This is a genomic window from Neisseria sp. HMSC067G12 (assembly GCF_001812725.1).
In the GTDB taxonomy this organism is placed as follows: domain Bacteria; phylum Pseudomonadota; class Gammaproteobacteria; order Burkholderiales; family Neisseriaceae; genus Neisseria; species Neisseria perflava.
The window spans coordinates 84,972-98,911 of sequence record NZ_KV810199.1 but is presented as its reverse complement, the minus strand read 5'-3'; the positions used below and the strand labels follow the sequence as shown (position 1 = coordinate 98,911).

The 13,940-nt window shown below is 50.7% G+C and carries 11 protein-coding genes; 8 read left to right on the top strand and 3 right to left on the bottom strand.

What is annotated here, in order from left to right; all coding sequences use genetic code 11:
• Positions 1 to 266: 266 nt before the first annotated feature.
• From purL to gloB, 5 genes are all read left to right on the top strand, one after another.
• Positions 267 to 4,193, top strand: a complete 3,927-nt coding sequence (gene purL / locus HMPREF2871_RS04680; RefSeq protein WP_049343594.1) for a phosphoribosylformylglycinamidine synthase — start codon at positions 267 to 269, stop codon at positions 4,191 to 4,193.
• Positions 4,194 to 4,298: 105 nt separating this feature from the next.
• Complete coding sequence (locus tag HMPREF2871_RS12100) at positions 4,299 to 4,427, top strand: hypothetical protein (protein ID WP_283126913.1); 129 nt, start codon at positions 4,299 to 4,301, stop codon at positions 4,425 to 4,427.
• Between the two features lie 69 nt (positions 4,428 to 4,496).
• Positions 4,497 to 5,300, top strand: a complete 804-nt coding sequence (locus HMPREF2871_RS04675; RefSeq protein WP_049343595.1) for an HNH endonuclease — start codon at positions 4,497 to 4,499, stop codon at positions 5,298 to 5,300.
• A 184-nt stretch (positions 5,301 to 5,484) separates the two neighbouring features.
• Entirely contained in the window at positions 5,485 to 6,570 is a 1,086-nt protein-coding gene (locus tag HMPREF2871_RS04670; RefSeq protein ID WP_049343597.1) for a hypothetical protein, read from the top strand.
• Between the two features lie 23 nt (positions 6,571 to 6,593).
• Entirely contained in the window at positions 6,594 to 7,343 is a 750-nt protein-coding gene (gene gloB, locus HMPREF2871_RS04665; protein WP_049335243.1) for a hydroxyacylglutathione hydrolase, read from the top strand.
• Between the two features lie 71 nt (positions 7,344 to 7,414).
• Here the strand turns inward: gloB and guaA are convergent, their stop codons facing one another.
• From guaA to dut, 3 genes are all read right to left on the bottom strand, one after another.
• A complete protein-coding gene (gene guaA, locus HMPREF2871_RS04660; protein ID WP_003686344.1) occupies positions 7,415 to 8,980 on the bottom strand; it encodes a glutamine-hydrolyzing GMP synthase in 1,566 nt (521 codons plus the stop codon).
• Positions 8,981 to 9,128: 148 nt separating this feature from the next.
• Entirely contained in the window at positions 9,129 to 9,455 is a 327-nt protein-coding gene (locus HMPREF2871_RS04655) for a hypothetical protein (protein ID WP_049343599.1), read from the bottom strand.
• 186 nt (positions 9,456 to 9,641) lie between these two features.
• Positions 9,642 to 10,094 carry a dUTP diphosphatase gene (gene dut, locus HMPREF2871_RS04650; protein ID WP_003680707.1) on the bottom strand — a complete coding sequence of 151 codons (453 nt, stop codon included), beginning with the start codon at positions 10,092 to 10,094 and terminating at the stop codon, positions 9,642 to 9,644.
• A gap of 111 nt (positions 10,095 to 10,205) precedes the next feature.
• Here dut and pdxH point away from each other — a divergent pair, with 111 nt between their 5' ends.
• The 3 genes from pdxH to HMPREF2871_RS04635 all read left to right on the top strand — a co-directional run bounded on the left by pdxH (position 10,206) and on the right by HMPREF2871_RS04635 (position 13,900).
• Positions 10,206 to 10,838 (top strand): pyridoxamine 5'-phosphate oxidase, encoded by a 633-nt coding sequence (gene pdxH / locus HMPREF2871_RS04645; protein WP_049335246.1) that lies wholly within the window; start codon positions 10,206 to 10,208, stop codon positions 10,836 to 10,838.
• Positions 10,839 to 10,997: 159 nt separating this feature from the next.
• The gene (locus tag HMPREF2871_RS04640) at positions 10,998 to 12,056 is read left to right on the top strand and encodes a pseudouridine synthase (protein ID WP_049343601.1); all 1,059 of its coding nucleotides are present in this window, start codon (positions 10,998 to 11,000) and stop codon (positions 12,054 to 12,056) included.
• A gap of 251 nt (positions 12,057 to 12,307) precedes the next feature.
• Positions 12,308 to 13,900: a vWA domain-containing protein gene (locus HMPREF2871_RS04635; RefSeq protein WP_049335250.1), complete on the top strand. Its 1,593-nt coding sequence runs from the start codon at positions 12,308 to 12,310 to the stop codon at positions 13,898 to 13,900.
• Positions 13,901 to 13,940: the final 40 nt, after the last annotated feature.

Sequence of the window (13,940 nt, the reverse complement as noted above, 5' to 3'; positions counted from 1 at the left end):
GTCAGCAAAAAATTAAAAACAACCATCCAATAATCCTTACTTTATGTCATTGCACCTATCCAACGCCATTTCGCCCAATCCTTCAAAAATAAATAAAAATAGCTGAATAATCAGATATAAAATAAACAAAAGGACGGAAAAACGGCTTCTTCCGTCTTCTGTTCACAAGTAAAAATTGTCAACATTTCAAGTATAAATTCACAAGCAAAATCGCATTTTTCAGGTATAATAATGGATTCCCCAACTGCATTTTGTGAGCTGAATCCATGTCTGTTGTTCTGCCCTTGCGCGGTGTAACCGCCCTTTCCGATTTCCGTGTTGAAAAACTCTTTCAAAAAGCAGCCGCACTCGGCCTGCCCGAAGTCAAATTAAGCAGCGAATTTTGGTATTTTGTCGGTAGCGAAAAAGCACTTGATGCCGCGACAGTCGAAAAACTGCAAGCCTTACTGGCGGCGCAAAGCGTTGAACAAACGCCCAAAGCGCGCGAGGGCTTGCATTTATTTTTGGTAACGCCCCGTTTGGGCACCATTTCGCCTTGGGCTTCCAAAGCAACCAATATCGCCGAAAACTGCGGTTTGGAAGGCATTGAGCGCATCGAGCGCGGCATGGCCGTATGGTTGGAAGGTGCGCTTACCGACGGGCAAAAACAACAATGGGCAGCCCTGCTGCACGACCGCATGACCGAAAGCGTGTTGACCGACATCGATGCAGCGGCGCAACTGTTCCACCATATCCAATCGGAAACCTTCTCCAGCGTAGATATTTTGGGCGGCGGTAAAGAGGCTTTGGTCAAAGCCAATACCGAAATGGGTTTGGCGCTTTCAGCCGATGAAATCGATTATCTGGTTGAAAACTATCAGGCTTTAAACCGCAATCCGTCCGATGTTGAATTGATGATGTTCGCTCAGGCAAACAGCGAACACTGCCGCCACAAAATCTTCAACGCCGACTTCATCCTCAACGGCGAAAAACAACCGAAATCCCTTTTCGGCATGATTCGCGACACGCACAACGCGCATCCCGAAGGCACAGTCGTTGCCTATAAAGACAATTCGTCCGTGATCGAAGGCGCGAAAATCGAACGTTTCTATCCAAATGCGGCGGAAAACCAAGGCTACCGCTTCCACGAAGAAGACACCCATATCATCATGAAAGTGGAAACGCACAACCATCCGACCGCCATCGCGCCATTTGCGGGCGCGGCGACGGGTGCAGGCGGTGAAATCCGCGATGAAGGCGCAACAGGCAAAGGCTCACGTCCGAAAGCAGGCTTGACCGGCTTTACCGTCTCCAACCTGAATATCCCCGGCTTGGAGCAGCCTTGGGAACAAGCCTATGGCAAACCCGGCCATATTGCTTCTCCTCTAGACATCATGATTGAAGGCCCGATCGGCGGCGCAGCGTTCAACAACGAATTCGGCCGTCCGAACCTCTTGGGCTACTTCCGTACCTTTGAAGAAAAATTTGACGGTCAAGTCCGCGGCTATCACAAACCGATTATGATTGCCGGCGGTTTGGGCAGCATTCAGGCGCAGCAAACACACAAAGACGAAATCCCCGAAGGCGCGTTACTGATCCAACTGGGCGGCCCGGGCATGCTGATCGGCTTGGGCGGCGGCGCAGCTTCATCTATGAACACCGGCACGAACGACGCCTCTTTGGACTTCAACTCCGTACAACGCGGCAACCCCGAAATCGAACGCCGCGCGCAAGAAGTCATCGACCGCTGCTGGCAGCTTGGCGACAAAAACCCGATTATCTCCATCCACGACGTCGGCGCAGGCGGCTTGTCCAACGCCTTCCCCGAACTCGTCAACGATGCCGGTCGCGGCGCGGTATTCAAGTTGCGTGAAGTGCCGCTGGAAGAACACGGCCTCAACCCATTGCAAATTTGGTGTAACGAATCGCAAGAGCGTTATGTATTGTCCATTTTGGAAAAAGATTTGGACACCTTCCGCGCCATCTGCGAACGCGAACGTTGCCCGTTTGCCGTAGTCGGCACGGCGACCGACGACGGTCATTTGAAAGTACGCGACGATTTGTTCTCCAACAACCCTGTCGATTTGCCGTTGAACGTTTTGCTCGGCAAACCGCCTAAAACCACGCGTACCGACAAAACGGTTACGCCGTCTGAAAAACCATTTAACGCCGGCGATATCGACATTACTGAAGCCGCCTACCGCGTTCTGCGCCTGCCTACCGTAGCCGCTAAAAACTTCCTGATTACCATCGGCGACCGCAGTGTCGGCGGCATGACTCACCGCGACCAAATGGTCGGCAAATACCAAACCCCCGTAGCCGACTGCGCCGTTACCATGATGGGTTTCAACACCTATCGCGGCGAAGCGATGTCTATGGGCGAAAAACCGACCGTCGCCCTGTTTGACGCGCCTGCTTCAGGCAGAATGTGCGTCGGCGAAGCCATCACCAACATCGCGGCGGTCAATATCGGCGACATCGGCAACATCAAACTCTCCGCCAACTGGATGGCGGCATGCGGCAACGAGGGCGAAGACGAAAAACTCTACCGCACCGTTGAAGCAGTTTCCAAAGCCTGTCAGGCATTGGATTTGAGCATTCCCGTGGGCAAAGACAGTTTGTCGATGAAAACCGTATGGCAGGAGAATGGCGAACAAAAATCCGTGGTTTCGCCTTTAAGCCTGATTATTTCTGCATTTGCGCCAGTGGAAGACGTACGCAAGACTGTTACACCCGTATTAAAAGACAATGCCAATTCGTTCGCTACTCTGCTGATGATTGACTTAGGCAACAACAAGTGCCGTATGGGTGGTTCTGCACTGGCTCAAGTGTATAACCGAAGCGGCGGCGAAGCACCTGATATTGATGCAGGCCGTCTGAAAGCGTTTTATCAGTTAATTCAGCAACTCGTTCAAGAAGATAAGTTGCTGGCCTACCACGACCGCAGCGATGGCGGTTTGTTTGTGACTCTGGCAGAAATGGCATTTGCTTCTCGCCGTGGCATGAATCTCGATCTGCTGACAATGGTAGATAAAAATATTAACGTTAAAAACGAGTATTACTCGCCTCAAGAATGGCAAAAATTTGTCCTAACTACCCTGTTTAACGAAGAATTAGGAGCCGTTATTGCTGTTCACGCTGCCGACCACGAATATATTTCTAATTTGTGCGAGAAACTGAATCTCACGCTGCACCATTTGGGAGAGTTTGCCGACAGCGGCCATATGGTCATCAATGCAGGAGAAGAAATTTTCAATCAATCCCTTACCGACCTGCAACGCGCATGGCAGGAAACCAGCCACGCCATCCAACGCCTGCGCGACAACCCCGCCTGCGCCGACAGCGAGTTCGCCCTGATTGGCGACAACGAACGCAGCGCATTGTTTGCCGACGTGAAATTCGACGTGAATGAAGACATCGCCGCGCCTTTCGTCAACAGCGGCGCGAAACCCAAAATCGCCATCCTGCGCGAACAGGGCGTGAACGGACAAATCGAAATGGCCGCCGCCTTCACCCGCGCCGGATTCGATGCTTACGACGTGCATATGTCCGACCTGATGGCAGGCCGCGTCCACCTTGCCGACTTCAAAATGCTGGCGGCGTGCGGCGGCTTCAGCTACGGCGACGTACTCGGCGCGGGCGAAGGCTGGGCGAAATCCATCCTGTTCCACCCCGCCTTGCGCGACCAGTTCGCCGCCTTCTTCGCCGACCCGAACACGCTGACATTGGGCGTGTGCAACGGCTGCCAAATGGTCAGCAACCTCGCCGAAATCATCCCCGGCACGGCAGGCTGGCCGAAGTTCAAACGCAACCTGAGCGAACAGTTCGAAGCGCGCCTGAGTATGGTTCATGTTCCAAAATCCGCATCGCTGATTCTGAACGAAATGCAAGGCTCCAGCCTGCCTGTCGTGGTCAGCCACGGCGAAGGCCGCGCCGACTTCGCGCTTCACGGCGGCAATATTTCCGCCGATTTGGGCATTGCGCTGCAATATGTGGACGGTCAAAACCAAGTGACCCAAACTTATCCGCTCAACCCTAACGGCTCTCCTCAAGGTATCGCCGGTGTGACCAACGCCGACGGCCGCGTTACCATCATGATGCCGCATCCGGAACGCGTGTACCGCGCCGCACAAATGAGCTGGAAACCGGAAGACTGGACGGAACTGTCCGGCTGGTACCGCCTCTTTGCCGGGGCAAGGAAGGCGTTGGGTTAACCGGCAGGCTGATTTGATTCGGCTTTAAAGAAAAGGTCGTCTGAAAACGATTTAGCGGATTCTGCTATATTCGTTTTCAGACGACCTTTATTCATTCTTTTGCGTATGAAGACCGAACCGACCGCCGTCATTCCCGCGCAGGCGGGAATCCAGACCCCTGCATTTCAGAAATATTTAAAGATTACTGTAAATCCAAACTTCTGGATTCCCGCCTGCGCGGGAATGACGACCTAGATTTTTTGTCCCGAACCTATATATACAAACAAACTTAATTGAATCTATAGAAAAGATTTGGAGAATCTTATGTCTGACATAGAAATTTTTAAAAACATGCCGAATGATGATGAATTTATTGAATGGATTGATGAAAATCCAAATGGATTTGTATTAAATATAGATCAAACTAAAGACCCTTCTAAGATTTGGAAAGATTATCCCAAAATACATTTTGCTAATTGTAGCCAACTAAATAAAAGGCCGGGGCGCACAACGGGAAAATATTTCAAAGTTTGCTCAAACTCAATCGAAGAACTTGAAAAATGGAGCTTGGATGAATACAGGAGAGAACTAACTCTATGCGGAGCCTGTAAGAAAAAAGGATTACCGGTAGAACGGCTCACAGGAATACCAAATTTTCAGGCGGCTTCTGCCCTGTCCTTAAAATCGGATATAGACGAACTCGAAAAACGTTTAGCCTCCGAGACCAATCCAGAAAAGCGAACCGAAATCGAAACTTTGATAAAAGCCCGTCAAGGACAAGGCAGTTTTCGGCAAAAACTACTCAAACTATATCCTAGCTGCCCACTGACAGGTCTAGATATCCAGCCTTTACTCATTGCCAGCCATATCAAACCTTGGAGTGTATGCAATAATAACGAACGTTTAGATCCTTTCAATGGTCTGATGCTCGCACCCAATATCGACAGATTATTCGATAAAGGACTGATTACGTTTGATCCCGACGGTACGATAAAAATCAGTCCAAAAATCGATCCGGGAAATCAAAAGCGGCTTGGGATTTTTCCCGATATGCAATTAAAAATCGAACCTGAAAGCGAAAAATATTTCGAGTATCACCGCAACCATGTTTTCCAAAAAGAAGAATAAATAGTGTTGAACAGTCCGTTGATTTAAGGTCGTCTGAAAACGATTTAGCGAACCTCGCTATATCCGTTTTCAGATGACCTTTTTGCGTCCTTTTGCGTATAAAGACCAAACTCGTCGCCGTCATTCTGTATAATTGCCACTTTTAAACTATAATCGACATATTCAGACGGCCTTTCCTGACATTATGACTCGACAAGCCTTTATCCTCAGCGATTGCGAATTTTCCGAATGCGGCGAAAAGCCTTACGCCCTGTTGACCGCGAATCCGACGAAGGAACACCACTTCATCGCCCAAACCGAGCAGCGGCAGCACGCGCATAATCCGCAGGTCAGCCCTCAGAATCAGAATGTTTACAAGCTGCCTTTGTCCATATTCCATACTGGTGAAAAAACCCGTAGCAAAGAACAAAACCGCAGCGAAGCGATAAGCGTCAACATCATCGGCAACTTGGCGGCGAAAAACCTCTATACGCTGACCTTTGTCGAAGACTCCACCAACCAATATAATCTGGAAAGCTGGTTCAACCGTCATGAAAGCGGCTACGAAGAAGCCTGCAACCACCTGCGCACCCTGCCTGCAGACCGTCTGAAAACAACTACGGCAAATACCGATACCGTCAAAGTACCGGATGCGTTGTGGCGGATATTACGGCTGAAATTCCTCGGTATCCTGCGCAATCCGCACAACCATAAAAACCTGTTTGCCCACCGCCTACATCAAACACTTCGGGCGCGGCTGCCGGAAGTCGGTTTTGAATTTGTCCGCTTGATCAGCAAACGCGACCCCAAGCGCATCGAAGCCATTATACAGGACTACCGTTTCACTTTTCTCGGCTATGTCGATTGGCTGGGCGGACTTTACGGTATGTTGAGCGAAGGCGTGGCACAGCCGTCGTTGTTTGAACGGCTGTTTTGTAATATCTTTGCCAAACCCGAAGCCGTGAAAATCGAATTGTTCCGCTATCCGGAAAACACGGGGCTATGCCTGTTTGGCGACAGCAGTTTCTGCCTGCAAGCCTCGGCCAAGCTATTCAGTGTCGGCGTTAATATCTCGCACGATATGTTTGCCGTCGTCCATCTGCAAACCGACCGTTGGCACGCGTTTAAGAATACCTTTCATCACGACGCGCCCAAACTGCAAGGCCAAGTGCGGATTATCGACAGCGACCAAACCCAAAGATTGCTGTTCAACCGACTGTGCATCCATCAAGCCCATGAAGCCGTGTTCGGCCAAAGCCCGAATATCAAAGATTATTTAGAGGCCGTCTGAAACCCCAAACCAGAAGAAAGCATATGAAAATCACGCCAATTAAAGCCCTAAACGACAACTACATCTGGATGATTCAAGAAGGCAACCATGCTGCCTGCGTCGATCCATCCGATGCCACGCCCGTTTTGAAATTCCTCGTCCACAACCGCCTGATGCTGGCGCAAACATGGATTACCCATCCGCACCCCGACCATACCGGCGGCGCAAAAAGCTTGTTCCATGGCTTTTTAGAATCCCCAATCTATGGCGAAAGCGACATCGACGTGGCGACGCATACCGTCACCGCAGGTACGCAGTTCCCGTTTGGCGAAGGCTTGGTTACCGTTTGGGCAACCCCCGGCCATACCGACCGCCACATCAGCTATCTGTTGGAAAATTCAGACGGCCTGCACGTTTTCTGCGGCGATACCTTGTTTTCCGCCGGTTGCGGCCGCGTATTTACCGGCACAATCGAGCAGCTTTACGACAGCTTCCACCGATTCAACCAGCTGCCCGAAGAAACACTGTTTTATCCAGCGCACGAATACACCGCCTCCAATCTACGCTTTGCCCAGCACATCGAGCCGGACAACATCGACATTCAGACGGCCTTGGCCGCAGCCGAACACACGCCGACACTGCCTGTCAGCCTGGCGCACGAGCGCAAAGTCAATCCGTTTTTCCGCGTACACCTGCCCCAAGTTCAGGCACGCGCCGAAGAATTGAGCGGACGAAAATTAAACAGCGAACTCGAAGTCTTCGCCGCTTTGCGTGAATTGAAAAATCAATTTTAATTGGGCTTAGGTCCCTAATAAATAAGGCCGTCTGAACAATATCTGTTCAGACGGCCTTTATTATTGAGGGATTATTCCCACTCAATCGTGGCAGGCGGTTTGCCGCTGACATCATAAACCACGCGGTTGATGCCTTTGACTTCGTTGATGATGCGGTTGGACACGCGGCCAAGCAGCGAGTAAGGCAGCTCAGCCCAGTGGGCAGTCATAAAGTCGCTGGTAATCACGGCACGCAAGGCTACGACGTAATCGTAAGTACGGCCGTCGCCCATCACGCCGACGGATTTCACAGGCAGGAATACGGCAAATGCTTGGCTGGTCAGGTCGTACCAAGATGTGCCGTTTTCATCGGTAGTATTGCGCAATTCTTGAATAAAAATATCGTCTGCTTGACGGAGCAAGTCAGCATATTCTTTTTTCACTTCGCCCAAGATACGCACGCCCAAACCCGGGCCCGGGAACGGATGACGGTACACCATTTCGCGCGGCAGGCCCAAAGCGACGCCCAGTTCGCGCACTTCGTCTTTGAACAAATCACGCAAAGGCTCAAGCAATTTGAGCTTCATGTTTTCAGGCAGGCCGCCGACGTTGTGGTGGGATTTGATGGCGTGGGCTTTTTTGGTTTTCGCGCCTGCGGATTCGATTACGTCAGGGTAAATCGTACCTTGCGCCAACCATTTGGCGTTAGTGAGTTTTTTCTCTTCAGCGTCAAAGACTTCGATAAATTCCGCACCGATGATTTTGCGTTTTTTCTCCGGATCGGTCACGCCGGCAAGTTTCGCCAAAAATTGCTCTTCGGCATCAACGTGAATCACACGTACGCCCAAGTTGCGGGCAAACATGTCCATTACCATTTTGCCTTCGTTCAAACGCAACAAACCGTGGTCAACAAACACGCAGGTCAGTTGGTCGCCGATAGCGCGGTGAATCAACGCGGCTGCTACGGAAGAATCCACGCCGCCGGACAAACCCAAAATCACTTCGTCGCTGCCGACTTGTTCGCGGATTTTGGCAACGGCTTCTTCGATGTAGTTCGGCATGGTCCAGCTTGGTTGTGCGCCGCAAATATCCAAGACAAAGCGGTTCAACAACGCGCGACCTTGTTTGGTGTGGGTCACTTCAGGGTGAAATTGGATGCCGTAGAATTGTTTCTCAGCGTTTTCCATCATGGCAATCGGGCAAGACGGGGTGTCGCCGATGACAGAGAAGCCGGTAGGCAGTTTGGAAACTTTATCGCCATGGCTCATCCATACGTCGAGCGTATTAGGCGCATCATCTTGAATGCCGCGTGTCAGCTCGCTGTCGATGGTTTTAACTTGTGCATAACCGAATTCGCGTTGGTTGCCCGGGCTAACTTCACCGCCCAAGTGGTGCGCCATAAATTGCATGCCGTAGCAGATGCCCAAAACCGGAATGCCCAAATCAAAAATACCGGTATCGGCTTGATAATCGGATTCGTAAACGGAATTAGGGCCGCCGGAGAGGATGATGCCTTTCGGGTTGAAGGCTTTGATTTCTTCCAAAGGCATGTCGAAAGAATGCAGTTCGCAGTAAACATGGGCTTCGCGCACGCGGCGGGCGATCAGCTGGGTAACTTGCGAGCCGAAGTCGAGAATAAGGATTTTGTCTTGGGTCATGGAGGAAACTTTGCAAAATGTAAGAAAACGGTGCGGCCGATAGGGTAAATTTCAAATTTAAACCACAATAAAAAAGGCCGTCTGAAGCGGCGGATTATACCATTGTTCAGACGGCCTTTATAGGGCAAAACCCAAATCTCTCATCTTTCTATTTTGTGTGTTTCTCAGGAATCATATCGCTGCGCGAGAGCAACAGCAGGCAACCCAACACGACCATGCCGATGGCCAGCAACGGCGAGAGGTAAATCCAGTAGCTCATGTACAGATAAATGGCTGTACCGATATAAACCAACATCGGGCCGGAAACAATGGACTGTTTGTTGATGCCGTCCATAATCAATACGGCAAAGCCCAAAATAATTAATACACCGGCAATCATTGTCGATGTCGCAGGCAAAATATCCGTAGCGCGTAAAAACCAAATCGCGCCAAAGATAATCAAAAACAAAGGCAGAAAAAGTGAGGGGCGGGACATAACAACGCTCCGTAAAGGTTTCAGACGGCCTGTATTATTGGGTGCGTCGGCCATGCAGGCAAGATATAAAAATGCAATCTTGTGTGTAATTATGCAAAGGTTGGCACAACAAAAAGGCCGTCTGAACCGTGGCAAACCGAAATCAAATATTTCAATTTATCCTGTTTCAGACGGCCTTTTAAATCATCAGGCTTTGCCGGTGCTGCCGAATCCGCCTTCACCGCGCTCGCTGGCGGCAAACTCGTCCACAACCTTAAACGCAGCTTGGACAACCGGCACAATCACCATCTGCGCGATGCGTTCCATCGGCTCGATGGTAAACGCTTCTTTACCACGGTTCCACAAAGAAACCTTCAATTCGCCTTGATAATCCGAGTCAATCAAACCGACCAAATTGCCCAAAACAATACCGTGTTTATGACCCAAGCCGGAACGCGGCAATAAAACGGCTGCATACGCAGGGTTGGCCAAATGCACCGCCAAACCGGTCGGAACGAGATACACATCACCCGGCTGCAATACAACAGCTTCATCCAAGCAGGCACGCAAGTCCAAACCGGCGGAACCGGGCGTTGCATAAGCAGGCAGGGAATCGGCCATTTTCGGATTTAAGATTTTCAGTTCGACTTCGGTTTGCATGACGGGACTCCGTATTGTTCTATATTGGAAAGGGCTACGATTATACACAAATGCCCTTGAGGCCGTCTGAAAAAACGGAGTATGATTCAGTCAGACCTAAGGAGAAAAATCATGGATCTGCACAATATCCGCGAAGATTACAGCAAACGCGAGCTGTCGGAAGCCGAATGCCACGCCGACCCGATTGTCCAATTCGAGCAATGGCTGAACGAAGCGATTCACGCCGAAGTCAACGAGCCGACCGCGGTCAACGTTGCCGCCGTAGGCGAAGACGGCAGGCCCAACAGCCGCATGGTGCTGCTAAAAGAAGTCAACCCCAAAGGCTTTGTTTTCTTTACCAATTACCACAGCCGTAAAGGCCGCTCCTATACGGCACACCCTTTTGCCGCCATGACTTTTTTCTGGCCGGAACTCGAGCGCCAAGTGCGCATTGAAGGACGCATTGAAAAACTCGACGCCGCCGCTTCGGACGAATATTTCGAAAGCCGCCCCTACACCAGCCGTATCGGCGCATGGGCAAGCGAACAAAGCGAAGTGATTTCCAGCAAAGCCGTCTTGGTGGCCAAAGCCGCAGCCGTCGGTGTCAAACATCCCCTGCATGTTCCCCGCCCGCCGCATTGGGGCGGATACCTCGTTATTCCCGACCGCATCGAATTCTGGCAAGGCCGCCCCAGCCGCCTGCACGACCGCATCCAATACCGCCTGGTTGACGGCAACTGGATACGCGAACGCCTTTCACCATAATTTTCGGATTTTCAAACAAAAATCTACTGGTTGAGTTACAATACAGCCTTTCATCGGCAGGCCGTCTGAATCTGATTTTCAGACGGCCTTTTCCCCCAATCCAACCCCTGCCGCAACTGCCGCAGAAGAACCGCTTTTTCAAGCGAGTTAGGAAAAATCATGTCCAAACAGCCTTCCAGCAAACGCCAATGGCGCGACGGCGTATCATCTGCCGCCAAGAAACCTTCCAAACCGGCCAAATCCTTCGCCAATAAAAAACGTCAAGACAACGAACGCAAAACATCAGGCAAACCTTACGGCCAAAAAGTTTCAGACGGCCCCAAAGCTCAAAATACCACGCCCAAACAACGTGCCGCCAAAGCCAAAAAACTGGTTGTCCGCAACCCAAATCAAAAAATCATGGAGCACGCCCGCGATTTGAAAGAACGCCGCAGCGACCTTTCACGCTTCGAACCCGAGCGTCTGCAAAAAGTCCTGGCCGCCTCCGGCGTCGGCTCACGCCGCGAAATGGAAGAATGGATCAGCAACGGCTGGGTAACGGTCAACGGCCGCGTCGCCCAACTGGGCGACAAAGTTACGCCCGACGACCACGTTACCGTCAAAGGCAGCATCATCAAACTCAAATGGGCCGACCGCCTGCCACGCATCATCCTCTACTACAAACAAGAAGGCGAAATCGTTTCCCGCGACGATCCGCAAGGCCGCGTCAGCATCTTCGACCGCCTGCCGCAGGCCGCCAGCAGCCGCTGGGTGGCCATCGGACGCTTGGACATCAATACCAGCGGCCTTTTGATTCTGACCACTTCAGGCGAACTCGTTCAACGCTTCGCCCACCCCAGCTTTGAAGTCGAACGCGAATACGCCGTGCGCGTATTGGGCGAACTAACCACCGAACAAATGCGCGTCCTGACCGAAGAAGGCGTCATGCTCGAAGACGGTTTGGCAAAAGTCGAACGCATCTACGAACAAGGCGGCGAAGGCGCAAACAAATGGTACAACGTGGTTATCAAAGAAGGCCGCAACCGCGAAGTACGCCGCATTTTTGAAAGCCAAGGTCTGACCGTCAGCCGCCTCGTCCGCGTAGGCTTCGGCCCCATCGGCCTGCCCAACCGCCTCAAACGCGGCCAGTTCTACGAACTCAATCCGGCAGAAGTTGCCAACATCATCAAATGGGCAGATATGCTGCTGCCAGGCGAACGTCGCCGGAAGAAAAGTTAATGTAAGATAAATCGGGGCTGAGGCCTTTACAAAATCGTCTCAGCCCGACAAAATCTTGCCTAAGTCATAAAAATAGTGGGTTAAGTTTAGACCAGTACCGCATTGCTCCGCCTTGTCCTGATTTAAACTTAACCCACTATTCACACATTAAAACTCAAAAAAAGTGACTCAGCGCCAGCGTTAACTCTGCCAATACACTGCCATCAACACTTCTAATAATCAGCATATGATATTTCCCTGGAGCTTAAATCATGCCCCGTTTCTTCCTAAAAACCGTTTCCATACTCACTTTGGCGGCTTTGACCGCGTGTTCTGAATCAAAAGAATACTCAAATCCCTCTTTTGGACCCTCTCTAGGATTCAAGGAAAGCCAAATTGTTGCCATACAGAAGGTTAAAACACCTGCTGTCAAGGTTCAAAATACCGAACGCTACCAAGATCAACCCGACCAACCGGTCAAATCCGTTGCTCAAGAACCTGTTTCCACATTCAGCATCGATGTCGATACCGGCAGTTACGCCAACGTCCGCCGATTTCTGAACAACGGCAAACAGCCGCCCAAAGATGCCGTGCGCATTGAGGAAATTATTAATTATTTCCCTTACAACTATCCACTACCTACTGACGGCCGTCCATTTGCCGTTCACACTGAAACCATTGATTCTCCATGGCAACCGGAAGCCAAGCTGATCAAAATCGGTATCCAAGCACAAGACACGGCAAAGAAAGACCTGCCGCCTGCCAATCTTGTGTTCCTCGTGGACGTATCCGGCAGTATGGATGAAGAAAATAAACTTCCATTGGTTCAAAAAACGCTTCGTATCTTGACCCAACAATTACGGCCTCAGGACAAAGTTACCCTGATTACCTATTCTTCAGGCGAAGAGCTGGTGCTTCCGCCCACATCAGGTTCAGATAAAGAAACCATCCTGAAGGCCATCGACAAGCTGAAAGCCGAAGGCTCGACTTCAGGCGAATCCGCTTTACGCATGGCCTACGAAGAAGCGCAAAAAGCCTTTGTACCTAACGGCATCAACCGTATCCTGTTGGCGACCGATGGCGACTTTAACGTTGGCATATCTGATACCGAAACCCTCAAATCCATGGTTGCCGAAAAACGTAAAACCGGTATTTCACTCAGTACGCTAGGCTTTGGTACGGACAATTACAACGAAGACATGATGGAACAAATTGCCGATGCAGGCGACGGCAATTACAGCTATATCGACAATGAAAAAGAAGCGAAAAAAGTTCTGCAGCAGCAACTGACTTCCACGCTTGCCACCGTTGCGCAAGATGTCAAAATCCAAGTCGAATTTAATCCTGCCACTGTCAAAGAATACCGCTTGGTCGGCTACACCAACCGCACCTTGCGCAATGAAGACTTCAACAATGACAAAGTAGATGCGGGCGATATCGGCTCAGGCCACAGCGTGACCGCCATCTATGAAATTATTCCGGCAGGCAAAAACGGCTGGCTGAACGAATCACGCTATCAAAAAGCCCCTGCCGTCAAAGGCAGTAAAAACGAATACGCCTTTGTCAAAGTACGCTACAAACTGCCCGGAGAAAAAGACAGCAAGTTGATGGAACAAGCAATTCCCGTTGGCAGCAAACTGCTGGAGCAAGCCGATAAAGACACCCTACTTGCCCTTGCCGCAGCTTCCTATGCCCAAGCCCTGCGCGGCGGTGAATACAACGGCAAACTGGGCTGGAGCGACATCGAAAAAATGGCGCAGCAAGTCCAAGGCAACGATCCGTTTGAACTGAAATCGGAATTTCTCCAATTGGTACGCATTGCCGCCGGTAGCGAAAAGAAATCAGGTCCTTTGGTTAAAGAATAAAACCTGAAAAAGGCCGTCTGAAAAATATTCAGACGGCCTT